Here is a 24677-nt window from a genome sequence, read left to right as displayed (position 1 = left end):
CGCTCCACTGTTCCGCCGGGCGACCCCGACGGCTTCGCCCCCGGGGAGGAACCCGGTGTCAGCCCAGGAGGGTACGACGGGCATCGGCCGCGCGGATGACTCAGCCCGTGAGATGACGTCCTCCGGGCTGACAGGCCCCCGGGCCCCGCTTGGATAGCGTGGCCGGCATGGGCGATGGGCAGTCACGGCCGCTGGTGGCCGGGCGTCTGCGGGACGGGCAGTGGCACGGTGTGGACACGGTCGCGGCCGTGCTCCTCGCCCTGGCGTTCGGCGCGAGCGAGACGCACCGCGGCGGCTGGATCGCGGGAGCGGTGGCGGCGCTGGTCTGGCTGCCGGTCGCGGTACGGCGCAGACGTCCCGTCCGGGTCCTGTACACGGTCCTGGCCGGAGCGGTCCTCGCCCTGGCCTTCACCGGCTGGGAGGAGTCCTGGCTCCCCGTCGGGGCCGCCCTGTACACGGTGGCGGCGCGGGAGACTCGGAACCGGTCCGCGACGGCGCTCGGCTGCTCGCTGGGCGCCGTCGCGGTGGCCACGGCCCTCGCACCGCGACCGGTCCCGGCCTCCGGGGCCGCGGGGGGCGTCGTCTTCGCGTCGTTGATGATGACCCTGCCCTGGCTGGTCGGCACCGCGCTGAGGGAGCAGCGGTCGTACGCGGAACTCGCCGCCCGACAGGCCGTGACCGACGAGCGCCTGCGGATCGCCCGCGAGCTCCACGACGTGGTGGCCCATCATCTGACGGTCATCGCGGTACGGGCCGAGGTGGCCTGTGCGGTGGCCTCCGCCAACCCGCAGGAGACCGTGGACACCCTCGCCCTGGTGGGGACGGCGAGCCGGACGGCACTCACCGAGATGCGCCGCATGCTCGGCGTCCTGCGATCACCCGGTGACGGGGCCGAGTTGGGGTCCGCCCCCGGCCTGGCGGACCTGCCCGCGCTCGCGGACGGTGCGGGCCCGCGCGTGGAACTGTCCGTCGACCCGGGTCCACTACTGCCCCCGGGTGTGGAACTGGCGGTCTACCGGATCGTTCAGGAGGCCCTCACCAATGCCGTCAGGCACGCGGGATCGGCGGACTGCCGGGTGAACCTGTCCCGGACGGGTCCCGAGGCGGTCGAGATCGAGGTCGTCAACGACGCGCCGTCCCCGATCCCTTCCCCGTTCCCGTCCCCGTTCCCGATCCCGTCACGGACCCCGTCCTGGCGTCCCGGCGGCGGGCACGGACTCATCGGGATGCGGGAACGGGCAGCCATGTGCGGCGGGACCCTCTCCGCCGGCCCCCTGGCGACGGGTGGATTCCGGGTGCACGCGCGACTGCCCTGCGGACCGGAGACGGCACGGTGAACCGGCCGGTCCGGGTTCTCATCGCCGACAACCAGGCGCTGCTGCGGGCGGGCTTCCGCCTGCTCATCGAGAGCGTGCCGGATCTCACCGTCGCGGGCGAGGCCGCCGGCGGTGAGCAGGCCGTCGAACTCGCCCTGCGGCTGCGGCCCGACGTCGTACTGATGGACATCCGGATGCCGGGCATGGACGGCCTGGAGGCCACCCGGCGCATCTGCGCGGACCCGGACGCCGTCGGCACCCGCGTGCTGGTCCTCACCACGTTCGACCTGGACGAGTACGTGTACGCGGCACTGCGTGGCGGAGCCAGCGGATTCCTCCTGAAGGACATCCTCCCCGCCGACCTGCTGACGGCCCTTCGGGTGGTCGCCTCCGGCGACGCCCTGCTCGCTCCTGCGGTCACCCGCCGTCTGATCCACGAGTTCGCCGCACGCCACGAGCCGGGCCTTCCGCTCGCCCGGGAACCGGCGGACGTGACCCCACGGGAACGGGAAGTCCTGCGCCTGGTGGCCCGGGGACTGCCCAACCCCGCGATCGCCGAGCACCTGGGACTGAGCATCGCGACGGTCAAGACGCATGTCCGGCGGCTGCTGGCCAAGCTCCACGCCCACGACCGGGCCCAGATGGTCGTCATCGCCTACGAGACGGGCATCGTCACCGCAGGCCAGAACCCCCTGCCCACACGTCGACGCCCCACCGGCCGGGACGGCGGACCCGAAGGGGACGCCCCCGGCGCCACGTAGACCCCGAGCACGGCCTTCTCGCCGACTACCGGGCCCGCGCTCCCGGTTGTCCGCCCCGCCCGCTCCGGCCGCCGGACCGGCCGTCCGGTCCGGTGTTTCCGCAGCTGAGCGGCTTGCCTGGTGGTGAAATACCTAGGATAAGAGCGAGTCTGCCTACCCCCTGGGCGAGCTGGCATCGTCGTTCCCGAGCGGGACCGGGCGCCACCTGCGCCGCCGCTCCGACCAGCACGGCAGCAACTGTCCAGGAGATGACCCATGGCTTCAAACCCCCTGTCCAACACCCGAGTCGTCGTGGTCGGAGGCAGCTCCGGGATCGGCCGCGCGGTGGCCCGCCGGGCCGCCGCGGCCGGCGCGCGGGTCGTGGTCGGCTCGCGCTCCGAGGAGAAGCTCGCCGACACGGCCAAGGAGATCGACGGCATCACGACCGGCGTCATCGACGTCACCGACGAGGAGAGCGTGCGATCCTTCTTCGCGGACCTGGACACCATCGACCACCTGGTGCTCTGCCCCGGCGACATGGCGACCGGTTCGGTCTACGAGGTGACGCTCGAAGCGGTGCGCCGCTCCTTCGACACGAAGATCATCGGCCCGCTGCTCTGCATCCGGCACGCCGGGCGCAGGATCGCACCCACCGGCTCGATCGTGCTGCTCGCCGGCAGCGGCGGTTTCAAGCCGTACCCGGACCTGAGCGCGACGGCCGCCGCCAACACCGGCATCGGCGGTCTGGGCCGCTCGCTGGCCGTCGAACTGGCGCCGATCCGGGTGAACGTCGTGGTGGCCGGCCTGGTCGACACCCCGCTGTGGGACTTCGTCCCGGCCGAGGCCAGGGCGGGCCTGTTCGCCCAGACCGCGGCGAGCACCCCGGTCGGCCGGATCGGGCAGCCCGACGACGTCGCGCACACCGTGGTGCAGCTGCTGGAGAACACCTTCACCACCGGCGCGCTGAGCTTCGTGGACGGTGGCAGCACACTCTGACCGCGCGCCTGACCGTCCGCCCGGCGGCGGGCCGGGGCCGGTCTCACCGGTTCAGGTCCGCCGCCGGCCGGGCCGGCCGTCCCGCCGTCACCAGGGCGCCGAACCGGCCGGTCAGCCCGTCGTCCCCGATCGGCTGGTAGGCGATCAGGGTGGCCGCGGCGTCGGCCAACCGCAGCTTCACGTAACCGAGTTCGATCCGCCCGAGCGCCGGGTGCCGGAAGACCTGGGTGGCCGGGCTGTGCTCCACCAGGTCCATCCGCTCCCACAGCTCGCGGAACTCGCGGCTCTCCGCGGCCAGTTGCTCGACCAGTTCGGCGTACTCCGGCCGGGCCAGCTGGTCCGCCGACTGCCCGCGGAACAGTGCCACGACGTGCTCGGCGGCCTGCGGCCAGTCCGGGTAGAGGTCGCGGAAGTCCGGGTCGAAGGTGATCAGCAGGTTGTTGCGGCGCTCCGGCGCCAGGTCGGCGAACCCCGGCAGCAGCGCGCAGTAGCCCTGGTTCCAGGCCAGCACGTCGAAGCGGTAGTTGGTGATGCAGGCCGGCAGCGGGTCCAACTGGTCCAGGAAGGAGAGGTACTGGGCGGCGACCTGCTCGCGCCCGGCCGGCCGCGGACCGGTCGGCGGCACCTCGCCGGCCAGCCGGAACAGGTGCCGCGTCTCGACGCCGTCCAGCTTCAGCACCTGGGCCAGGCTGTTCAGCACCTGGCGGGAGACCTTGATCCGGCGCCCCTGCTCCAGCCAGGTGTACCAGCTGGCACTCACCCCGGCCAGGGCCGCCAGCTCCTCTCGGCGCAGCCCGGGCGTCCGGCGGCGCCCGGTGGGGTACAGCACGCCCGCCGCCTCCGGGCCGATCCGGGCCCGCCGGCTGCGCAGGAAGGCGGCGAGCTCGCGCCGCTGCTCGGTGCTCTCCACGACCTTGCTCCCCGTCCCCCGTGCCCCGGTCGGCTGGGCGGCGCCGGGGTCGTGCTGAGTCACGGTCAGGGTATCCGAAGCCGCGTGACACGCCTCCGGGCCGCGGTACCGGGCCGGGTATCGCTCCGGCCCGACAGCAGCGGCTGACACAGCAGGCCCGAAGACGAAGTCGCGGGCCCGCTCCCGTGGTTGGCGGCGGGACGAGGGGGGTAGCCTGCCGCGCGGGGGGCGGGGCCGAGGTGCGGCAGGTCCAGGGGAGGAACGACGATGCAGGCCGTGGTCAACGGAAGCACGATGCCGGTGCTGGAGATCCGGCTCGACCAGGGGGAAGCGGTCATCACGCCCCATGGAGAGCTGTCCTGGATGTCTCCGAACATCCAGATGTCGCAGACCACCAACGCCGGTGGCGGGCGGGGCGGTCTGATGAACACTTTGAAGCGGGCCGTCGGCGGTGGAGGGCTCTTCCTCACCCAGTACCAGGCGCAGAGCGGCTCCGGCCTGGTCGCCTTTGCGGCGAAGGTCCCCGGCCACATCGTGCCGGTGGACATCGCGCCCGGGCGCGATGTCATCGTGCATCGGCACGGCTGGATCTGCGGCACCCCCGGGGTCAGCCCCACGGTCGCGCTCCAGCAGTCCTTCCGCGGCGGGTTGTGGGGCGGTGAGGGCTTCGTCCTCCAGCGCCTGCAGGGCCAGGGCCGCGCCTGGGTCGAACTCGGTGGCGAGATCACCCAGTACACCCTGGCACCCGGCCAGACCATGCTGGTCCACCCGGGCCACGTCGGGATGTTCGACGCGTCGGTGCAGTTCGCCATCACCCGGGTCCCCGGCATCGCCAACAAGATCTTCGGTGGCGACGGCATCTTCCTCGTCGCCCTCACGGGCCCCGGCCAGATCTCGCTGCAGAGCATGCCGGTCTCCGGCCTCGCCCACGCCCTTGAGCCCTACCTCGTCCGTGACGGCGCGGTCGCCGCCGGAGAGGGCGGCGCGATCGGCGGCATCGTCGGCGGCATCCTTCGGAGGTGAACCATCAGGGGCGCGGGCGACCGCGCGACCGTCCGCCACGGCCCTGTTGCGGGACGACGCGCCGTTTCCTCGCCCGAGGCACGCGCTTCCGTGGTCACGCGGCCGACAACCGAGCGATCGAAACCCGGCACTCGCGAGTGAATATCCGCACTCAAACGTGTTCATTCCCGCGCAAGATCAAACCGAGCCGATCTTCCGGCGGCAGGCTGGCCGCTGCCCGGGGGCTTTCCGGGCGCTCCCCTGCTGCGAGGAAGAGGAACATGTCCATTCCCACCGGCCGCGTGCGTACCGCGACGGCCCTGATCTGCTCCGCGATCGTCGGTGTCGGCAGCACCGCCGGACCGGCGCAAGCGAGCACGGCCAACGTCCTGACTATGAACGGCTCCAGCGTCTCCGGCCAGGCGTACGCCGGCACCCAGCCGCAGAGCCTCGCGCTCGTCGGGCAGGCCGACGGCTCCTGGGGCATCCGCAGCTTCTACCAGGGCAACAGCTCCGTCCTGACCATGAACGGCTCGACCGTCTCCGGCCAGGCCTACAAGGGCACCCAGCCGCAGAGCTTCCGGATCGTCAAGCAGGCCGACGGCTCCTTCGGCATCCGCAGCCTCTACCAGGGCGACAAGCTGGCCCTCACCATGAACGGCTCGACCGTCTCCGGCCAGGCCTACAACGGCACCCAGCCGCAGAGCTTCGAACTGGTCCGGCAGGCCGACGGCTCGTGGGGCATCCGCGCGTTCTACCCCGACCACACCGTCCCGCAGGAACCGCAGGCCCGGGACTCGGCCGCCGCCACGAGCCAGGGCCGGGCCGTCGACGTCGACGTCCTCGCGAACGCCTCGGGCACCGGCACCACCCAGCCCCTCGGCCTGACGATCACCGGTAGCTCCAAGCCCGCCAACGGCACCGCCGCGCTCGTCGGCGGCAAGGTCCGCTACACCCCGGCCGCGGGCTTCACCGGCTGCGACACCTTCACCTACACCATCCGGGACATCTTCGGCCAGCAGTCCACCGCGACCGCGCGGGTGGCCGTCGCCGACGTCGACAACGCCGTCGCGCAACCGGTCAGCGGCACCGCCCTGACGGTGTCCGGGGTCCTCGTCACCGGCTCGGCGTTCCAGGAGGGCAGCGCGGCCCAGAAGTTCACCCTGGCACCCCGGGGCGACGGCTCCACCGAGATCCGCAACCCCGCGACCGGGCTGGTGATGACCACCACCGTCGACGGCCTCACCGTCGGTGCCACCCCCTCGCTCGGCCTGGCCACGCAGCGGTTCTCCCTCACCCCGCAGAACGACGGCTCCACCGGCGTCCGCAACACCGCCACCGGCGCCGCGCTCACCGTGGACCGCTCCTCCGGCGCCGTCAGCACCGGCCCCTACGACGGCACCCAGCCCCAGAGCCTCGAACTGATCGACCTGGGCGACGGCACCTACGCCCTCCTCGCCTACTACGGCAGCACCCAGGTCCCGCAGACCCCGGTCGCCCGCACCGCCGCCGGGGCCACCGTCCAGGGCGGCACGACCACCATCGACGTCCTCGCCACCGCCAGCGGCACCGGCCGCACCGACAGCCGGGGCCTGGCCCTCACCGGCGTCTCCGCCCCCGGCAACGGCACCGCCGCGATCGTCGACGGCAAGGTCCGCTACACCGCCGCCGCGGGCTTCACCGGCTGCGACACCTTCACCTACACCGTCCGCGACGGCCTGGGCCGCACCGCGACCGGCACCGCCAACGTCGCCGTCGCCGCCCGCGGCACCTCGGGCTGACCCCACCCGGCATCCGGAGACCCCGAAGTCCCCGCGCGGGAAGTCGGCCCGTCCGACTTCCCGCGCGGCGCACCCCCGCCAGGAGCTGTTCCGCGTCCGCATGAGGGTCCGCGACAACGACCCGGCCCCACTGCGGATCACCCCTGGGACAGGCGCACTTCGGACCGGCCGGGACGGTCAGTGCCGTGGGTCGTCTCGGCGTACGTACTGCCAGCCCTGCGCGTCGAGTCCGGTGGACACCCAGTCCAGGGCGAATTCCTTGAACAGGTCCGCCGGCCGTATGTCGTTGGGGAGGGTCATGGCGGCGAGGAGGCGGCCGCCTGGGGTCGGTCCGGTGTCGCAGGTCCAACACAGGTGGAGGTCGATGGAGCCGTCGGGGGTTGTGAGGCGGGCGAGGAGTGCGACGGTGCGGTCGCAGTGGAAGCAGGAAGGGAGTTCACCGTTGATGATGACTTCGACGTCCATGTGATCCCTTCGGTGTCGGGTGGCCAGGATCGGTGCGCGATCATGCGGCGTCAAGGGGGCCGGGGCTTCCGGGGTGTGAGGTCCCGGCCGCGTGGTCGACCGCTTCGAAGCCTTCACGACGCATCCGCTCGTCGCCCCAGGCGCTGAGCGGCCCGAACGCCTGATTGAGCGTGCGCCCGTGCCCGGTCAGGGAGTACTCCACCCGTGGCGGCACCTCGGCGTAGGCCTCCCGGTGCACGAGGCCGTCCTCCTCCATCTCGCGCAGGTGCTGCGTCAGCATCTTCTCGCTCACGCCCGGCAGGCCGCGACGGAGCTCGGCGAAGCGGCGTACGCCATGGACATCGAGCTCCCAGAGGATCAGGCCCTTCCACTTGCCGCTCACCACGTCGAGCGCGGCGTCGATGCCACAGATGTAAGGCCCTCGCCTCGGTGCCTTGGCCATCACTGACCCCCCTTACGAAATGGTAAGTAGCGCAGAAATTAGTACGTACTTCCGAGAGTAGTCGCGCTCTCCGAGCATGGAGGGGTGAACGAACGACAGAACCGCACCACCGAACCGAACAGCGCCGTCACCGTGATCGGCCTCGGCCCGATGGGCCGCGCGATGACCCGCACCCTCCTCACCGCCGGCCACCCCGTCACCGTCTGGAACCGCACCGCCGGTCGGGCCGACGGCGTCGTCGCCGACGGAGCGACGCTCGCGGCGACGCCCGGCGAAGCGGTCGGGGCGAGCGACCTCGTGATCCTCAGCCTCACCGACTACCGCGCGATGTACGACACATCCTCGACGGTGCCACCGCGTCGCTCGCCGGCCGGACGCTGGTCAACCTCAGCTCCGACACCCCCGACCGCTCACGCGAGGCGGCGGCCTGGGCGGCGGGCCACGGCGCCGACTTCCTCACCGGAGGCGTCATGGTCCCCGCGCCGATGGTCGGCACACAGGCGTCCCACGTCTACTACAGCGGCCGCGGCGAAGTGATGGAGCGCCACCGGGCGGTGCTGACGCTCCTGGGAGCGCCGAGGTACCTGGGGGCGGAGCCGGGCCTGGCCCAGATGATGTACCAGGCCCAACTCGCCGTGTTCCTCACGACTTTGTCCGCACTGATGCAGGCCACCGCGATGCTGGGCACCGCGGGGATGAAGGCCGCGGAAGCCCTGCCGGAGCTGCTCTCCATGGCCGACTCGATCGGAGCCATCCTGCGGGCGGGCGAGAAGGAGCCCGGAACCGCGCTCGACGCCGGCGAACACCCCGGTGACCTCAGCACGGTCACCATGATGGGCGCGACGGCCGACCACATCGTGGAGACCGGCACGTCGCTGGGCCTCGACCTCGCGCTGCCCCTGGCCGTGCGGGCCCACTACCGGCGCGCGATCGAGAACGGTCACGGCGGCGACCACTGGACCCGGATCATCGACAGCATCCGGAGCCCCCGAGGGGCGCGCTGACGACCGTCGTCGGGGCCGGCGTACCGATGGCCGCCCCTCCGGTCGGTAGGGAGTGCCCCGTCGGCACCGGATGGATCTTGGTCATCGTGCGAGGTTCGTAGAATGGTGGCGAAGCTCCTCCAGGAGGGGGACCCCGCACGGGGGCACGCGCCGGAGGAAGCACATGGGGCAGGGCACGAAGGACCAACTGCTCGGGCGGCACCGTGAGTTGGAGGAGCTGGACCGCCTGCTGCGCGAGGTGCGCGACGGGCGGAGCCGGGTGCTGGTGCTCCGCGGCGAAGCAGGCATCGGGAAATCCGCGCTGCTCGACCACGTGGCCGTGCGAGCGGCGCAGATGCGGATCGTTCGCACGGAGGGCACCGAAGCCGAGTCCGACTTCGTGTACTCGGGCCTACAGCGCCTGTGCGCCCCGCTCATGTCGCATCTCGACCGGCTGCCGCAGGTGCAGCAGGACGCGTTGCGGGTCGCTTTCGGCCTGAGCGCCGGGACCGCTCCCGAACTGCTGCTGGTCGGGATGGCGGTCCTCGGCCTGTTCGCCGAGGCGGCGGCCCGGACCCCGCTGGTGTGCCTGGTCGACGACGCGCAGTGGTTGGACCTGATGTCGCTTCGCATCCTGGGCTTCGTCGGCCGCCGGCTGGACGCCGAATCGGTGGCGTTGGTCTTCGCCGAGCGCGTCACCGACGAGGAGGGGGACCTCTCCGGCCTGCCGGGCCTTCCCCTGCCGGGGCTGGCCGACCCGGACGCCCGGGCCCTGCTCGACTCGGCGTTGCCCGGGCCGATCGACCCGCGTGTGCGGGACAGGATCGTCGCCGAGACCGGTGGGAACCCGCTCGCTCTGCTGGAACTGCCCCAGGGGCTGTCGGCGGCGGAGCTGGCCTTCGGTTTCGGTGGCCACGGCGTCGCCCCGGTGGCGACTCGGGTCGAGGAGGGCTTTCGCCGACGCATCGACGTGCTGCCCGGGGACACCCGCGCCCTGTTGCTGCTCGCGGCCGTCGAGCCGGTCGGTGACGAGTTGCTGCTGTGGCGCGCCCTCCGTCTGCTGGGTATCGGGCCCGACGCGGCGGCGCCGGCCGAGGCCGCCGGACTGCTCCGGTTGGGTGCGCCGGTGCGGTTCCGGCACCCGCTGGTGCGCTCGGCGGCCTGGCGCGGCGCCGACGCCGACGCGCTGCGGGCGGTGCACGGCGCGCTCGCCGAGGCCACCGACGCCGAGCGCGATCCCGACCGGCGGGCCTGGCATCTGGCGCATGCCGCGGTCGGACCGAACGAGTCGGTGGCCGACGCGCTGGAGTGCTCGGCCGACCGCGCCCTGGCCCGCGGTGGCCGGGCCGCGGCCGCTTCCTTCCTGGAACGCGCCGCGGCTCTCAGCTCCGACCCGGGGGAGCGGGCACGGCGGGCGCTGGCCGCGGCGGGGGCCCATCTCGGCGCGGGCGCGTCGGCCCGGGTGCCCGACCTGCTCGCCGCCGCCGAACTGGGACCGCTGGACCGGTTGCAGCAGGCCACCGCCAGCAGGTTGCGGGCCAAGGCGTCGTCCATGGCCAATCCCGGTCTCGGTGCGGTACAGCCCCTGCTCGCGGCGGCGAGCGAGCTCAGGGAGTTGGACCCGGCCGCCGCACGTGAGACCTACCTCTCGGCGTTCGGTGCGGCCACCTGGGCCGGCCGGCTCGACGAGGGCGGGCTGCGGCGAGTCGCCGAGGCGGCCCGTGACCTGCCGTCCGGCGACGAGACGGCCGGGGTCTTCCTCCAGGCTCTGGTCACCTGGAGCGTCGACGGGCCCGTCGCGGCCTTTCCGCTGCTGGCGCGGGCGTTGCGTTTCGTCACCGACGACGAGGAGCTGGCCGTCCTGTGGCCGGCCGCGAACGCGGCCGTGGAACTGGGTGACCTGGCGGCGTGGTTGGACATCACGGATCGGGCGGTTCGGTTCGCCCGGACGACGGGCGCCCTGTCCATCCTGTCGACGGCGCTTCCCTACCGAGCGGCCTCGTTGGGCTACGCGGGGCGTTTCCCCGAGGCCTGGGACCTGTTGACCGAGGCCGCGAACGTCGAGGAAGCCGCCGGCAGGGCGACGAGCATGGCCACGACCGCCCTGCTGAGCGCGTACCGGGGGCGGGAGCGGTCGGCCCTGGAACTGTTCGAGGCCACGGAGCGGGAAGGCGAGCGGCGCGGTCTGGGCCGGTTGATCGCCATGGCGGCGTGTGCGCGGGCGGTGCTCCACAACGGCCTCGGCAACCATCCGCTCGCGATGGAAGCGGCGCTGCGGGGCGCGGAACACCAGGACCTCGTCGTGCACCACTGGACGTGCAACGAGCTGGTCGAGGCGGCGACCAGGGTCGGCGACCCGGCCGTGGCGGCTCGGGCGCGCGAGCGGCTGGCCGACTGGAGCCGGGCCGGCACCCCCTGGGCGCTGGGGGCGAAGGCGGTCGCCGACGCGCTGACCGGAGCGCACGAGCGGGCCGAGGGCCGTTACCGTGCGGCGATCGAGCACTACGGCCGGGGCGGCCTCGCGGTCTTCGAGGCGCGTGCCCGGCTGCTGTTCGGCGAATGGCTGCGCCGCCGGAACCGGCGGGCGGAGGCCCGTGGCGAGCTGCGGACCGCACACGAGGCGTTCGTGACGATGGGCATGGAGGCGTTCGCGGAGCGGGCCCGGCGGGAACTGCTCGCCACCGGCGAGACGGTGCGTCGGCGTACCGTCGACGCACCGGTCCTGACGCCGCAGGAGACGCGGATCGCCCGGCTCGTGGGCGCCGGACACTCGAACGCGGAGATCGGCGCGCAGCTGTTCCTCAGCCCGCGGACGGTCGAGTGGCACCTGCGCAAGATCTTCGGACGGCTGGGGATCACCTCCCGGCGCGAGGTCGAGGGTGCTCTGTCCGGCCGATGAGGCGGCCGCGGGCGGGAGGGGAAGCGGTGAGCACGGGAAGCGGTGTGCGGGGGGCGAGGGGCGTCACACCTGTGAGACCTCCTCGACCCGGCTCAGGGCGTCACGCAACGCCGCCCGGGTGGTGATGCCCAGCTTGGGGAAGATGCGGTAGAGGTGCGAGCTGACGGTGCGTGGGGACAGGTGCATCCTGGTGCCGATCTCCTTGTTGGTCAGCCCACCGGCCGCCAGGTCCGCGATCCGGCGTTCCTGCCAGGTCAACGAGGTGAGATCCGGCGTGGAGGCGCGGGCCGGGGCCCCGGTGGTCCGCAGTTCGGTCCGGGCCCGCTCGGCCCATCCGACGGCGCCGAGCCGCTCGAACGCCTCGGCCGCCGCGACGAGGTACCGCCGTGCCGGCGCCCGGCCGCGGACGTGGCACACCCGGGTGCCGTGCGCCAGACGGATCCGGGCCAGCTCGAACGGGAAGCGGGCGGCGTCCGGGTGCGATTCGGCCCGCGCGAACATCTCGGCGGCCTCCGGCTCGCTGTCGGCGGTCATCGCCAGCGCGCCATGGGTGATCAGCGCCAGGCGGGGGGACAGGTCCGGCAGTCCGGCGTCGCGCGCGGCGAGGGCATGAGCCCTGGCCTGCCCGAGACGACCGGTGTGCCGGGCGGCCTCGACGAGGTCGAGCAGGGTCCGCGGGGCCTGGTAGGTGTAGGGCCGGAAGGTGCCCGGCGGCGTGATGCCGATGGCGTACAGGTACGCGCTCTCGTAGTCACCGGCGCTCAACGCGGCGGTCGCGCCGGCGGAGTCGGCGAGCTGGGTGAGGAACCCCACCCCGCGGGGCCGTGCCCAGGCGTCCACCTCGGCCTGCAGGTCCCGCGCCCGACCGGCCTGTCCACGCATCGCCGCGAGCTGGGCCAGGTAGGCGCGGCTCTGGACCGCGAACAGCTCGTGTCCGTGCCCGGTCGCCAGGTCCAGGACCCGCCGACCGGTGTCCTCGGCCTCGTCCCACTCGCCGAGCGCCATCTGGTCGAGCATGATCAGGTGCAGCATGACCATGCCGCTGGCCGCGGCCCCGGTCTCCAACTCGCGGTCCACGACGCGCTGCAGGTAGGGGCGGTACCGGCTCAGCAGGTCGAGGTGGTACGCGGACACGGCCAGGCGCGTCACCTCCCAGGGTTCGAGGGCCGGGAGCTCCGCGGTGGACCGTTCCACCACTCCGGCGCATTCGGCGCCGTACCGGATCACGTCGCTCCAGGCGGCGCTGTGGATGCGCGTGCGTCCGGTGACGAGGTCGCCCAGGGAGGCGAGGAGCTCGTGGGTGCGCTCCCAGCCGGAGCGCTCCCCGGCGTACTGACTGATCGCCAGCAGGAGGGTCACCAGCCGGGTGAGGACCTCGGCGGGCTCGGAGTCCGCGCCGTCCCGCAGCTGCTCGATCGCTGCCGTGACCTGGCGCTGGGCGGAACGGACGTCTCCGTCCTGGTAGAGGGTCTGGTAGGCGAAGGCCAGGACCGAGGCCGGTGACTGCGCCTGGCCGGGGGTGAGACCGGACAGGACCAGCCCGTGCGCCTGGCCGAGCCGGGCGGCGTGGCCCGCGACGAACGCCGCCTCCGCCAGGCGCCGGGACCGGGCGGTGCGGTCCTCGCTGAGCTCTGCGGCGCGGGTCAGCCAGGTCACCGCCGCCAGCGCGCCGCCGCGCCGGGTCGCCGACTCGGCCGCTGCCGCCAGGAGGCCGGCCACCTCCTCGTCGGGGTCGACGGTGGCCGCGGCCAGATGTGTCGCCCGGCGTTCGAGGTCGTCCCGGTGGACGTGTGACAGCGCCTGGTGAGCGGCGCGGCGACGGTTGGGGGTGGCCAACTGCACGACGGTGGAGCGTACGAGCGGATGCCGGAAGGTGAGGTCGCCGGTGCCCGGCTCGATGTCGACCAGCCCGGCGGCCACGGCCTCGTCGACGTCGCGCATGCGGTAACGCGTGCCGAGCGGCCCGCGGCCGGGCCCCGTCCCGACGCCGTCGAGCGCGCCCATCAGCAGTTCAGCCCGCACACCGTCGCCGAGGGCGGCGATCCGGGCGCCGTACAGCTGTTGCAGGCGTCGGGGCAGGGACAGGCCGTGCTGCCCGACGAGAGCGTTCGCCCGGTCGCCGGCCGGACCGCCGAGGTGGGTGGGAAGTTCCAGCAGCGCCAGCGGGTTTCCCCGGGCCTGCTCCAGCACCGTCCGGCGGATCCGCCGGTCCAATCGCGGGTGGCGCCGGTCCAGCAGGAGCGCCGCGTCCTCGTCGGCGAGCGCGGCGACGGACAGCTCGGGCAGCGCGGCGGTGTCGAAGCGCGACGCGATGTCGGCGCGGACCGCGATCAGCAGCTTCGTCCGGCTGCCGACCAGGCGCCGGCCCACGAACCCGCAGACGTCGGCGCTGGCGTCGTCCAGCCACTGCCCGTCGTCCAGGACCACCAGCAGCGGCTGCTGCTGCGCCGCCAGTGACAGCAGGCCGAGAACCGCGATGCCGAGCCGCATGACCGACGGAGGATCCCCCTCCGCGCGGCCGAAGAGGGCGTCGAACACGGCCCGGGTCCCGTCGTCCAACCGCGCGACCTCGCCGAGCAGCGGATGAAGGAACTGGTGCAGTCCGGCGTAGGGGAGTTCGGACTCCGCCTCGACACCGGCGGCGCGGATGACGACATACCCTTCCCGCTCCGCCAGGGCGACGGCGTGGCCCAACAGAGACGTCTTCCCGACCCCCGTTTCCCCCCGTAGCACGAGGGCCCGGCCCGCGGCGGTCGTCACGAAAGCCGCGAGCTCGGCCTGCTCGCCTGCCCGCCCCACCATCGGCGTGCTGTTGGATTCCATGCCCGTCCCACTTCTCTTCCGATACCGATCAGATCCTTCGCCGCAGCGGGTACCGATCGGCACCCGCCGACAACGATCCCGGGCCCGCCCGTCCGTCGCCCCAGGGGCGAACCCTGGTGGCAACCCGGGCCCGGGTCCACCGGGGCTCCGGCGGGGGACCGGGGGCTGCGCGCAGCCGCCTTGACTCGCCGCCACCTCCGGAACCCGGCCGCACCGGCGGGCCGCCCCCCGGTGACGGCTGCCGTCAGCAGTCGACTGACTGATGTGCCGCCCCAGCGCGCCGGGGCACTGTGGATCCCGTCGGCCACGGAACACCCGGGCGCAGCCCTTGAACGCTCGCCACGGCCGTGGCCACCGCCGGCACTCCGCCGGTGTGTGGACTCTCTTCCGATCGGCACATGCACGCGACCGCAGTGTGTCCATGCCGACCGGAGCCACCTCACATCCTTGGACGGGACAGATGAAACGACTCCTGACAGCCCTCGCCGCCGGTGCGCCCCTGGCCGCCGTGTTGTACGGGCCCGGTGTCCCGCCGGCCGCGGCCGGCGCCGCCGTCGCCGTGCACGGCTGCACCTCCGCCGAGGTCGAGGCGCCCGCCGGTACGCGGATCGAGAGCGTCACCGCGGTCGCCCACCCGGCGGGCACCGTCGACGTGCCCCTCACCCCGGCGGGTCCGGTCCGGATCCCCGACGTCCCGGCGTTCTGCGACGTCACCGTCACCCTCACCCACCCCGGCCAGGGCGACCACGCCAAGGTGCGGGTCTGGCTGCCGCAGGAGACCTGGAACGGCCGACTGGAGACGGTCGGTGGCCTGGCCTACGCGGCCGGCGACTACGGCTCCGCCCTTGCCGCCGCGGTCAAGAACGGCTACGCCGCGGCCACCACCGACGCGGGCGTCGGGACGTACGTCGACACCAGCTGGGCACTGCAGGGTGACGGCCAGGTCGACACGGCCCTGCTCGACAACTTCGCCTCCCGTTCCGAGCACGAGGCAGCCGTCGTCGCCAAGGAGGTCATCGCCGCCCACTACCACCGCGCGGCTTCGTACGCCTACTTCACCGGTTGCTCGACCGGTGGCCGCCAGGGCTACGCGGAGGCCCAGAAGTACCCCGACGACTACAACGGCATCCTCGCCAACGCCCCCGCCGTCAACTGGCCCCGGTTCGAGGTCGCCACGCTGTGGCCGCAGGTGGTGATGAACGAGGCGAAGACCTATCCGACCGCGTGCGAGTTCAAGGCCTTCACCGACGCCGCCGTCCAGGCCTGCGACGGACAGGACGGCGTCGAGGACGGCTTGCTGACCGACCCCGACGAGTGCGGCTACGACCCCCGCCGTCTGATCGGCACCACCGTCGAGTGCGACGGTACGCAGGTGACGATCACCGCGGCCGACGCGGAGGTGGTGCGCCGGATCTGGGACGGCCCGCGCACCGCGTCGGGCGAGAAGCTCTGGCCCGGCGTTCCGATCGGCGCCGATCTGAGCGGCCTCGCGGGCACCAGGGTCGACCCCGCCACCGGTGGGCGGGTGGGCGCGCCGTTCCCGGTACCGGCCGGGTGGGTGACGTCGTGGGTGAAGAAGCAGCCCGCCTTCGACGTCTCGACCGTCACCTCCGCCCAGTTCGTCCAGCTGTTCCGGCAGTCCGAGGCCGAGTACGACAAGATCATCGGTACCGACAGCCCGGATCTGTCCGCCTTCCGAAAGGCCGGCGGCAAGCTCCTCACCTGGCAGGGAACCGCCGACCAGTACATCCCCGCCGACGGCACGGTGCAGTACCGCGAGCGCGTCGACCGGCGGATGGGGGGCTCGAAGAAGGTCGACGGCTTCTACCGTCTCTTCCTCGCCCCGGGCACCGCCCACTGCGGTCTCGACAGCCAGGGCCAGGACCTCGCCGCACTGACCGCCTGGGTCGAGCACGGCAATGCACCGCAGACGCTGCCCGTCACCCTGACCACGGCCTCCGGCAGGACGGTCGGCCGGGACCTGTGCGCCTACCCGATGGTCTCCCGCTACAAGGGCCACGGCGACGTCGCCGACGCGAGCAGCTTCCGCTGCGCCCCCGCCGCTCGACGCTGACCCGACCGCCCCGCACCGGCCCCGTCCCGTACCGGCCCCGGCCCGCACCCCACCGAGGGGTGCGGGCCGGGGCGTTGCGTCGGCCGCACGCGTGCCCGGGACCGAGGCCGGGCCGGCGTCTGCACCCGGTCACTTCAGTCATTCGACCGATCCCGCCGAAGGCCGCCTCCGCGACGCTGAGGTGGTCGCCGTACACCGGTGAAGGTCGTCATCATGCTCGGAGGGACCGCTGTGATCCGTACTCCCGTCGTCTTCGTCCATGGCGCGTGGCTGCACGCGCTGTCATGGGAGTCCTGGACAGCGCGCTTCGCGAGCCACGGCTACCGCACGCACGCCCCGGGTTGGCCGGGCGAAGCGGCCACCGCGCGGGAGGCACGTGAGCGCCCGGACCTGGTCCCCGCCCTCGGTCTGCAGGGCCTGACCGAACACCATGCCGAGCTCGTGCGCTCCTTCGACGTCCCACCGGTGATCGTCGGGCACTCGGTCGGCGGGCTGATCGCACAGCACCTCGTCGGAGTCGGCCTCGGACAGGCGGCGGTAGCCATCGCACCGACGCCCGTCAACGAGGTTGCGCTTCACGGCTGTTGGTCCGCCGCTGGCGCCGACGAGCCCGCTGGCGCTGCGGTCCTGCTCTCCCCGGAGCGCTTCCGCGAGAGCTTCGGCAACGCCGTCAGCAACGAGGAGGCCGAGCGGCTGTACGACAGATACGTCGTGCCGGTCCCGCGCCGTCTGCTCGACGACCTCGGATGCGGGGGCGGCCCTCGGCATCCGAGTGCTCTGGCGGGCACCGGCAACGCGGCGCGTGGTCCGCTGCTGTTGGTGTCGGGACAGGAGGACCTGCTGGTGCCCGACCGGGTGACCCGCGCGGTGTACAAGCAGTACGGTGACTCCGCCGCGATGACGGACCTCAAGCAGTTCGCCGACCGGGGCCACTCACTGGTCATCGACAGCGGTTGGCGGTCCGTCGCCGACCACGTCCTCGGCTGGCTCGATGAACGAGGCGTCCGGCCCGTCGTCCCGGGCCGCTGATCAGCTCCACGGGCCCCGGCTCGGCGGGCTCCCGGGGTGCTGCCGGCATTGCGTCAGGGCGATCCGATCCCCCGTAGCAGGGTGTCGACGACCAGGTCGGCTGCCGGCCCGGCCGCCAGGTCCGGAACCTGGCGGGCCACCAGGCGCATGATCTCGGGGAGCAGGGCCGCCACCCAGCCCTGGGGGAGGTCCGACCGGAGCAGGCCTTCGCCGGTGGCGCGTTGGAGGAAGGCGTCGACCTCGGCGACGGAGGCGTCGCGGCGTCTGCGGCTCTCCTCGTCGGCGAGCATGCGGGCGAGGTCCACCGGCCAGGTGCGGTTGACCTCGATGATGTTCTCCACGTACCGGTGCAGGGCCACGGTGACGGGGGCCTCGCGCAGGCGGGCGTCGGCGATGGCCTGTTCGACGGCGTCCAGGCGGGCGGCGTAGATCGCGGCGAGGAGCTCCTCCCGCGAGGGGAAGCGCCGGTAGACGGTCCGCCGGTCCACGCCCGCCTCGGCGGCGATGGCGGCGATGCTCGCACCAGGGTCCGCGGCCAGTATCCGCGCCCCCGTCGTCAGCACCGCTTCGATGTTTCGCGCAGCATCAGCTCTCACGGGGTGCAGTCTACCCGGTAGCTGTGCAGTCTGATGCGATAAGTATCGCATTAGTGTCGCAATAGTATCGCTAACTGCATCAGCCATGTGGTGGAAGAAGGGGAGGCCGGACGCGCCGGCCGTCAGCGGACAGGTCCGCGACGGCCGGGCGACTCGGATGAGGCACCCGGCCGTCAAGCCGACCGACCGACCGGCCGCACACCTGGACATCGTCTACCGGCACACCGGGATCGTCACCGGCTGGCGGCGACGATCCCGGATCGGGCGGCCCAAGCCGTCCTCGAAATCCACGCCCCCGGGAGGATTCCTTGAACGGTGCATCTCTATTTGCTTCTTCGATCCATGAAGTTGATGATGACTGCAGTTACGGCCGAGGATGCGCCGACAATAACCAATTGACCCCAGAAAGGTGGACTGAATATCTTATTGACCGAGAGCATAAATGCGGCGAACATTGCAAATGCAATGATATTTTGTCGCATGGGTTTTCCCTGTCTTTGGTCAGCTAAGAGAGTTCAGGCAGGCGCCCGCCCCGGTCGCGACGACAGTAATGGCAAGCTTCCGGGCCTCTGTAGCGTTGACCCTGCCGATGACCAGCGCTACCGCGCCGCCAATCCCCGCCTTGACCAGGCAGTTCTTGGCCACTTCGGACATCGGCTTGTTTGCGAGGGCGTCACAGTACTTCTGCTTTTCGCCCTCGCCGTCACCGAAGCGACAGTTGATGGAGTTGTGCTCCTGGATAACGTCGACCCCGTAGGCCAGCGGCGCCGAAGCGCCTATTGCCATGGCTGCCGTGAGGGCAACCGAGAAAGCCTTGATTCGCATATCAATCCCTTCGGATGGACCGTCAGAAGTGCTGGCAAAGCAACTCCTCTGGTAAATCTATTTGGGAAGCCGATGGCCTGACTACGTGTCATAAACAAGAACCCTGCCGGGTGAGGCCAAAGGGAACTGATGGTCATTCATGCCGAGCGGATCACGGCCGCCAGGAGACACTCGTGCGCACGCCTCGTCGCCCCGCCCGACGACAACGGCGACCGGGCCGCCGCCATCACCCCAGAGCAGCCGCCCCCGCCAGGACGGACCGGGCACCGGGAGGGCGCTGCCAACCCGAACGGCCCGACCGGTGAACTGCGCTCCGACGCCCTCGGCGCGGGCGACGTCGCCGGCAGTTTCTGGGCGATCACGCGAGGGCGGGGGCCGTCGACGCACGGGTTGCGCGGGCCCCAGTCGGCGAGTTCGTCGCGTATGACGGTGGAGGGAACGAGGACGCGGGTGGCGCGGGCGAGCGCGGGGCCGGCGTCGAGGACGTGCGGCTTGACGTGGGCGGCGAGCGCGCGGCGGATGTGGCCGGGGATGTCGCTGCGCAGGCGCCCGAGCCCCCACGGCGCGTCGATGAACAGGACGCTGTCGGATCTGCCACGTAGTGGTGGCTGTCCCCGTCCGGCTCCGAGAATCCCGAACGCTGTTGTGCCGCAGGTCTCTTGGGGGAGAGCTCGGTTGGGCCCACCGACCGGTATTGCGGCGGAAGGGTCATCGGGCATTCTCACGACGGAACTACGCAAGCCTGTCGAACGTGGGCGGGTGGACGCCTTCGACGGCCGAGAGGGCGGTGTCCCACGGGTATGCCCCCGGTCGTCCCTGGCCGGGAGCATTCGGGACGAAGCCTCCTTCGCCGAGCAGTACCTGGACGCCGGCTTCGCGCAGGGTGGCGACGCTCCGGGGGAACTGGGGGTGCCCGGTGAGTGCGGTGTCCGTCTGGCGGTGACTGACCGTGATGCGAAGGCGGGTCGGCAAAGGGTCGGGTCAACGGTCCGGTGCGCCTCGCCGGGGAGGAGGACGGCCTTACGGATACGGGCGTTGACGGACTTGATCGCGTTCGTGGTGCAGATGACCCGGCGGCCCTCTATGTCGGAGCTGAGGAAGGGCACGAACTCGGCCCAGGCGTTTCCCAGAACCGCACGATCGCGGAGTACCTCCCGCTCCAGGCCTCGGTGAACTTCGTGAACCGCTCCATGGCGGTGTCCTCGTGAGCGCGCTGTAGACGGGCTTGCGGGCCTTGGAGATCTTGTCCCAGGCCTGGCGGGCCGCGTAGCGGAACGAGGCCCGGATCGGGGGGACGATGCAGTTCTGGGTGACGGTCGGCCAGACCCCGCCGATGGCGTCCGGCAGTCCCCTGAGACCTTCGCAGACGACCATGCGGACATCCTCGACGCCGCGGATCCTGACCTCGGTGAGCACGTGAAGCGAGTACGTCGCGCCCTCGCCGTCGTCGGCAGCCCACAACCTGAGGATGTCCCAGGTGCCTTCGACCGTGACTGCCGGCGCTACGTAGATGAGCCGGTCCGCGACCTGGCCGTCACGGAGCTTCACGTACACGCAGTCTGATGAACACCGCCGAACAGACCGGGTCGACGGCCCGCTCTGCCCCGGGCACTAGGCGACGTCACACGTTCCGTCCGGCCACCAGGGTGATGCTGATCGGGTGCTGGTCGTGGATGTGGGCGCGTTCCCGGGCCGAGTGGCAGCGTAGAGGGGTCATGATCCGGATGCGTGGGGACGGCCTGGATGTACGGAGTGAGCCATACCCGTGGGGACGCGGGACCGGGTGGACCGGAGGAACAGCGGTCCGCCCGGGGCGAGTCGGGCTCGTGGCTGGGGGTGCGCAGTGTCGCCGGGCAGGTGTTCCTGTGGCTGCTGGTCGTGGTGGTGCTGTTGGTCGCCACCGCGCTGGCGGCGCTCATTCTGCAGGCCCGGAGCTATGCCGCGCGTGATGCGGAGCATCGCACGCGCGCGGCAGCCAGCGTGTTGACACAGGTTCCCACGGTGGTGAGCGCCATGGACAGCGCCGACCCGACGGCGGTGCTGCAGCCGCTGGCCGTGCAGGTGAAGGACAACGGCGGCTTCGACTACGTAGTGTTCGCCGGTGTCGATGGGACCCGCTACGCTTCCAGCGGCCACCCCGAGCTGATCGGACAGCACATCTACGGCCCGCTGCAGCGAGAGCTGAAGGGGCCCGTCACCGTGATCATGAACAACCCGCTGTCACACGATGTCGAATCCAGCGCGCCGGTCCTCAGGCCGGACGGTTCGGTCGCCGGGCTGGTCCAGGTCGGCTACTTTGTCGAGAGTACGGTCGGCGCGGTGAGCGGGCAGTTGCCGGTGCTGTTCGGTGGCGCGGCGGCAGCGCTCGCTGCGGGTACGGGTGGGGCGGTGCTGGTGCGGCGGCGATTGCGCCGCCAGACGCACGGCCTGGACCCGGCCGAGATGACGCGGATGTACGAGCACCACGACGCGGTGCTGCACGCGGTGCGCGAGGGTGTGCTTATCGTCGGTGAGGGCGGACGGGTGCTGTTGGCCAACGACGAGGCCCGGCGGCTGCTGGCGCTGCCGCCCGAGGTGGAGGGGCGGCCGGTCACCGAGCTGGGACTCGATCCCGGGTTGGCCGAGTTGCTGGGGTCTGGGCGGGCCGCCACCGACGAGGTGCACCTGGCCGAGGACCGGCTGCTTGCCGTGAACTGCCGTTCGACCGCGCCGTTCGGCGGCGGTGCCGGCAGTGTTGCGACACTGCGGGACACCACGGAGCTGCGGGCGCTGGCTGGGCAGGCGGAGGCGGCCCGGGCCCGGCTGAGGCTGCTGTACGACGCGGGGCTTCGGGTGGGCACCACCCTGGACGTGGTGTGCACCGCGCAGGAGCTGGTGGATGTGGCGGTTCCCCGGTTCGCGGACTTCGTCACGGTCGAGCTGGCCGAGGCGGTGCTCCAGGGGGACGAGCCGCTGCTGGGGACAGGGATGGCGCGGGCCCCGCAGATCCGCCGGGTGGCCGCCGGTGGCATCCGCGAGGATTGGCCGTTCTACCCGGTGGGTTCGCAGATCAGTCCGCTGCCCGGCACACCGGAAGAGACCGCCATGGGGAGCGGGCGCGCCCTGCTCGCCGCCGATCTGCACCAGGCGCAGGCCTGGCGGGAGCGCGACCCGCGGACCGCCGACCGGGTGCTCGCGTACGGGGTGCGCTCGCTGATCTCGGCGCCGCTGCGAGCGCGCGGCCTGACCCTGGGCACGGTCAGCTTCTGGCGTGCGGAGTCCGAACCATTCGGGCAGGAGGACGTCGCCTTCGCCGAGGAGTTGGCCGCGCGTGCGGCGATGTGCATCGACAACGCCCGCCGCTACACCCGTGAACACCAGATGGCCGAGGCGCTGCAGCGCAGCCTGCTGCCCCGCGGAGTGCCCGAGCAAAACGCCCTACAGGTGGCCTACCGCTACCTGCCGGCGCAGCAGGGGGTCGGCGGGGACTGGTTCGACGTCGTCCCGCTGCCGGGTTTTCGTGTGGCGCTGGTCGTGGGCGATGTCGTCGGCCACGGTCTGCACGCCGCCGCCACCATGGGCCGACTGCGCACGGCCGTGCTCAACTTCGCCGCCCTCGACCTGCCCCCGGACGAGTTGCTCGCACGCCTTGACGACCTGGTCGCCCGGCTTGACCAGGGCGAGCCAGCCGCAGGAGGGGGCGACTCCGAAGGCGAGGGCCAGGGCGAGCGAGCGACTGTCACTGGAGCCACCTGCCTGTACGTGATCTACGATCCGGTCTCCGGGCACTGCACCATGGCAGGGGCAGGTCACCCACCGCCCGCGCTGCTACACACCGACGGCAGCGTGGAGAGCGTCGACCTGCCCGCCGGCCCACCACTCGGCGTGGGTGGTCTGCCCTTCGAAACCACCGAGCGCCAGCTGGCGCCCGGCACCGTCCTGGTCCTCTACACCGACGGACTCATCACCGACCGCGACCGCGACCTGGACAGCGGACTCGCCGCACTCCGTGCCACCCTGGCCGGCGTCCGCACCGACGGGTCCCCGGACGACACCTGCCAGGACGTCTTCGCCGCGTTGGTCCCACCACACCCGAGCGACGACATCGCGCTCATCGTCGCCCGCACGCGGCTGCTCGACCCCTCCCACGTGGCCGCCTGGGACGTACCCGACGACTTCGCCGCCGTCTCCCGCATCCGGAAGGAATGCGCCGACCAGCTCACCGCCTGGGGTCTGGAAGAGCTGACCTTCACCACCGAACTGATCCTCAGTGAACTGATCACCAACGCCATCCGGTACGGCACCGGCCCCATCCGCGTTCGCATGCTGTGCGACACCGGTTTGGTCTGCGAGGTCTCCGACGGCAGCAGCACTGCTCCACACCTGCGGTACGCCGCCACTACGGATGAGGGCGGGCGGGGCCTGTTCCTCGTTGCCCAGCTGGCCGAGCGCTGGGGGACCAGGTACACGGCCCGGGGCAAGGTCATCTGGTCCGAGCAATCGCTGACCGTACCCGAGTTCCACTTCGATGCGATGCCGCTGTAACTCTTGGAGCGCTGGCGTTCTGTGCGCACTGGGACCGGTGGGCTGAACTGTGGCTTCTGGGATCAGGACCGGGATCAGGTGCCTGGCGACTCTTGTGGACCGTAGTATCCCGGTCCCACCTCAGGAGGTGGACAAGCTGCCAGCCGAGGACGAGGTGGACGACTGAGCCTCAGGCGGCATGTGCCGTGGCCAAGACCGTGCGCAGGTGCTCATCGGCGGCGCGTTCTTGTTCTGCCAGATGATGTGGCGGCGGATCATATGGGAGAAGGGAATTCGCTTCGGTGAAGTCCACGGCTACGACGGGGCTCGACCGAGGGCAACCAGAGCTTCCCACCATCACCCTGAAAGCGCGTGGACGGGTGTGCTGACCTGCGACTGACTTCTTGACGACCATTCTGATGGGTCATCAGTAGGTGGTGATCGAAAGCCCGCCGGTCCGGCGCCGGCCGCGGTCACGGGAGGGATGGTTCGGTGGCCTCGTCGAGGTAGTTGAAGTCCGCCGTATGCCGCTGGACCTTGGCGACGTACGCGACGGTTTCCCGGAAGGGTGGCACACCGTTGGCGCGTTTCACGGCACTCGGTCCCGCATTGTAGGCGGCGAGCATGTTCTTGGTGCGGTCACCCGGGATCGCCCTGATCAGGCGGGCAAGGTGGCAGTCGTACCGGGCCTGCGCCGGAATCGCGTGCGCCGGGTTGAACACGTCCTTCCCGGGGTCGGGGCTGCCGTCCTCCGAAGCGAACTCGTTCCATGCGTCCTGGGTGAACTGCGCGATGCCCTTGGCCCCTGCCGGGGAGACGGCAAGCGGATCGAACCGCGACTCGGTGTAGAGCTGGCTGGCCAGCAGCGAGGGGGTGAGATCGGGGCAGGTCTTCGCGGCCGAGAGGACCAGCGGCACGAAATCGGCCGGCAGGCGCGGGACGGGCACGTGGCGTCCGGCACCGCTCGGGTTCAGGCACTGCATCACCAGGACGGCCATCAGTGCAAGGGTTGCAGCGAAGGCCGCCCAAACCTGGCGACGTCCGCATCCGGTCGTGCTCCGGGAGCCGGCAGATGGCTGCTCCGCGGGTCCGGTAGCGCTCGGCCTGCTCTTCGCAGCCGGTAGCAACCTCCAGCGCACAGGGCCCTCCTTCGCGTAGGCGGTGTGTGTCCCGTCCATCGTGGAGCGCCGGGACGGCCCGCTCACCCCCGCATGCCCCAGGGCTCATTGCCGTGACCATCAGACTGCTTTGACCTGCCTCGTGCGCGCGGAGGCCGATCCCGCCGAACGTGCT

Annotated in this window: 17 protein-coding genes and 1 pseudogene; 10 read left to right on the top strand and 8 right to left on the bottom strand. The window is 71.9% G+C overall.

What is annotated here, in order from left to right; all coding sequences use genetic code 11:
- Positions 1–167 precede the first annotated feature (167 nt).
- From ACIP4P_RS24100 to ACIP4P_RS24090, 3 genes are all read left to right on the top strand, one after another.
- Positions 168–1337 (top strand): histidine kinase, encoded by a 1170-nt coding sequence (locus ACIP4P_RS24100; protein WP_400921533.1) that lies wholly within the window; start codon positions 168–170, stop codon positions 1335–1337.
- The gene (locus tag ACIP4P_RS24095) at positions 1334–2077 is read left to right on the top strand and encodes a response regulator (protein ID WP_400921531.1); all 744 of its coding nucleotides are present in this window, start codon (positions 1334–1336) and stop codon (positions 2075–2077) included. The genes ACIP4P_RS24100 and ACIP4P_RS24095 overlap by 4 nt, the downstream gene beginning before the upstream one ends.
- A 255-nt stretch (positions 2078–2332) precedes the next feature.
- A complete protein-coding gene (locus tag ACIP4P_RS24090; protein ID WP_400921529.1) occupies positions 2333–3052 on the top strand; it encodes an SDR family oxidoreductase in 720 nt (239 codons plus the stop codon).
- A gap of 43 nt (positions 3053–3095) precedes the next feature.
- Here ACIP4P_RS24090 and ACIP4P_RS24085 read toward each other — a convergent pair whose 3' ends face one another.
- Positions 3096–4025, bottom strand: a complete 930-nt coding sequence (locus ACIP4P_RS24085) for a helix-turn-helix transcriptional regulator (RefSeq protein WP_400921527.1) — start codon at positions 4023–4025, stop codon at positions 3096–3098.
- Positions 4026–4229: 204 nt separating this feature from the next.
- Between ACIP4P_RS24085 and ACIP4P_RS24080 the strand changes: the two genes are divergently transcribed.
- Both ACIP4P_RS24080 and ACIP4P_RS24075 read left to right on the top strand, forming a co-directional pair.
- Positions 4230–4985 carry an AIM24 family protein gene (locus tag ACIP4P_RS24080; protein ID WP_400921525.1) on the top strand — a complete coding sequence of 252 codons (756 nt, stop codon included), beginning with the start codon at positions 4230–4232 and terminating at the stop codon, positions 4983–4985.
- 260 nt (positions 4986–5245) lie between these two features.
- Positions 5246–6745, top strand: coding sequence for an Ig-like domain-containing protein (locus ACIP4P_RS24075; protein ID WP_400921523.1), 1500 nt, complete (start codon positions 5246–5248; stop codon positions 6743–6745).
- 177 nt (positions 6746–6922) lie between these two features.
- Here ACIP4P_RS24075 and ACIP4P_RS24070 read toward each other — a convergent pair whose 3' ends face one another.
- Together ACIP4P_RS24070 and ACIP4P_RS24065 are read right to left on the bottom strand one after the other, a co-directional pair.
- Entirely contained in the window at positions 6923–7210 is a 288-nt protein-coding gene (locus tag ACIP4P_RS24070; protein WP_400921521.1) for a hypothetical protein, read from the bottom strand.
- 40 nt (positions 7211–7250) lie between these two features.
- Positions 7251–7652, bottom strand: a complete 402-nt coding sequence (locus ACIP4P_RS24065; protein WP_400921519.1) for a winged helix-turn-helix transcriptional regulator — start codon at positions 7650–7652, stop codon at positions 7251–7253.
- Positions 7653–7736: 84 nt separating this feature from the next.
- Between ACIP4P_RS24065 and ACIP4P_RS24060 the strand changes: the two are divergent.
- Positions 7737–8656 (top strand): annotated as a pseudogene (locus ACIP4P_RS24060) (NAD(P)-dependent oxidoreductase).
- Positions 8657–8819: 163 nt separating this feature from the next.
- Positions 8820–11534 carry an ATP-binding protein gene (locus ACIP4P_RS24055; RefSeq protein WP_400921517.1) on the top strand — a complete coding sequence of 905 codons (2715 nt, stop codon included), beginning with the start codon at positions 8820–8822 and terminating at the stop codon, positions 11532–11534.
- A gap of 63 nt (positions 11535–11597) precedes the next feature.
- Here the strand turns inward: ACIP4P_RS24055 and ACIP4P_RS24050 are convergent, their stop codons facing one another.
- Positions 11598–14357, bottom strand: a complete 2760-nt coding sequence (locus tag ACIP4P_RS24050) for an AAA family ATPase (protein WP_400921515.1) — start codon at positions 14355–14357, stop codon at positions 11598–11600.
- 460 nt (positions 14358–14817) lie between these two features.
- On the opposite strand from ACIP4P_RS24050, the gene ACIP4P_RS24045 reads away from it, so the two are divergent.
- Together ACIP4P_RS24045 and ACIP4P_RS24040 are read left to right on the top strand one after the other, a co-directional pair.
- Positions 14818–16431, top strand: a complete 1614-nt coding sequence (locus ACIP4P_RS24045) for a tannase/feruloyl esterase family alpha/beta hydrolase (RefSeq protein ID WP_400921513.1) — start codon at positions 14818–14820, stop codon at positions 16429–16431.
- A 198-nt stretch (positions 16432–16629) separates the two neighbouring features.
- Entirely contained in the window at positions 16630–17460 is an 831-nt protein-coding gene (locus tag ACIP4P_RS24040; RefSeq protein ID WP_400921511.1) for an alpha/beta hydrolase, read from the top strand.
- Positions 17461–17513: 53 nt separating this feature from the next.
- Here the strand turns inward: ACIP4P_RS24040 and ACIP4P_RS24035 are convergent, their stop codons facing one another.
- From ACIP4P_RS24035 to ACIP4P_RS24025, 3 genes are all read right to left on the bottom strand, one after another.
- A complete protein-coding gene (locus ACIP4P_RS24035) occupies positions 17514–18002 on the bottom strand; it encodes a TetR/AcrR family transcriptional regulator (protein WP_400921562.1) in 489 nt (162 codons plus the stop codon).
- A 555-nt stretch (positions 18003–18557) separates the two neighbouring features.
- Entirely contained in the window at positions 18558–18881 is a 324-nt protein-coding gene (locus tag ACIP4P_RS24030) for a hypothetical protein (protein ID WP_400921509.1), read from the bottom strand.
- Positions 18882–19901: 1020 nt separating this feature from the next.
- Complete coding sequence (locus ACIP4P_RS24025; RefSeq protein ID WP_400921507.1) at positions 19902–20429, bottom strand: transposase; 528 nt, start codon at positions 20427–20429, stop codon at positions 19902–19904.
- 195 nt (positions 20430–20624) lie between these two features.
- Here ACIP4P_RS24025 and ACIP4P_RS24020 point away from each other — a divergent pair, with 195 nt between their 5' ends.
- Positions 20625–23405, top strand: a complete 2781-nt coding sequence (locus tag ACIP4P_RS24020) for a SpoIIE family protein phosphatase (RefSeq protein WP_400921505.1) — start codon at positions 20625–20627, stop codon at positions 23403–23405.
- A 452-nt stretch (positions 23406–23857) separates the two neighbouring features.
- On the opposite strand, the gene ACIP4P_RS24015 is transcribed toward ACIP4P_RS24020, so the two are convergent.
- Entirely contained in the window at positions 23858–24382 is a 525-nt protein-coding gene (locus ACIP4P_RS24015) for a lytic transglycosylase domain-containing protein (protein ID WP_400921502.1), read from the bottom strand.
- Positions 24383–24677: the final 295 nt, after the last annotated feature.

It is taken from the genome of Kitasatospora sp. NPDC089509, assembly GCF_044749365.1.
GTDB lineage: Bacteria > Actinomycetota > Actinomycetes > Streptomycetales > Streptomycetaceae > Kitasatospora.
This window is presented reverse-complemented; position numbering and strand designations above follow the sequence as displayed.

Coding starts and splice junctions, on each gene's coding strand:
- ACIP4P_RS24070 (WP_400921521.1), bottom strand. CDS start 7,210: ATGGACGTCGAAGTCATCATCAACGGTGAACTCCCTTCCTGCTTCCAC.
- ACIP4P_RS24090 (WP_400921529.1), top strand. CDS start 2,333: ATGGCTTCAAACCCCCTGTCCAACACCCGAGTCGTCGTGGTCGGAGGC.
- ACIP4P_RS24050 (WP_400921515.1), bottom strand. CDS start 14,357: ATGGAATCCAACAGCACGCCGATGGTGGGGCGGGCAGGCGAGCAGGCC.
- ACIP4P_RS24075 (WP_400921523.1), top strand. CDS start 5,246: ATGTCCATTCCCACCGGCCGCGTGCGTACCGCGACGGCCCTGATCTGC.
- ACIP4P_RS24045 (WP_400921513.1), top strand. CDS start 14,818: ATGAAACGACTCCTGACAGCCCTCGCCGCCGGTGCGCCCCTGGCCGCC.
- ACIP4P_RS24020 (WP_400921505.1), top strand. CDS start 20,625: ATGTACGGAGTGAGCCATACCCGTGGGGACGCGGGACCGGGTGGACCG.
- ACIP4P_RS24080 (WP_400921525.1), top strand. CDS start 4,230: ATGCAGGCCGTGGTCAACGGAAGCACGATGCCGGTGCTGGAGATCCGG.
- ACIP4P_RS24055 (WP_400921517.1), top strand. CDS start 8,820: ATGGGGCAGGGCACGAAGGACCAACTGCTCGGGCGGCACCGTGAGTTG.
- ACIP4P_RS24015 (WP_400921502.1), bottom strand. CDS start 24,382: ATGGCCGTCCTGGTGATGCAGTGCCTGAACCCGAGCGGTGCCGGACGC.
- ACIP4P_RS24100 (WP_400921533.1), top strand. CDS start 168: ATGGGCGATGGGCAGTCACGGCCGCTGGTGGCCGGGCGTCTGCGGGAC.
- ACIP4P_RS24030 (WP_400921509.1), bottom strand. CDS start 18,881: ATGCGAATCAAGGCTTTCTCGGTTGCCCTCACGGCAGCCATGGCAATA.
- ACIP4P_RS24065 (WP_400921519.1), bottom strand. CDS start 7,652: ATGGCCAAGGCACCGAGGCGAGGGCCTTACATCTGTGGCATCGACGCC.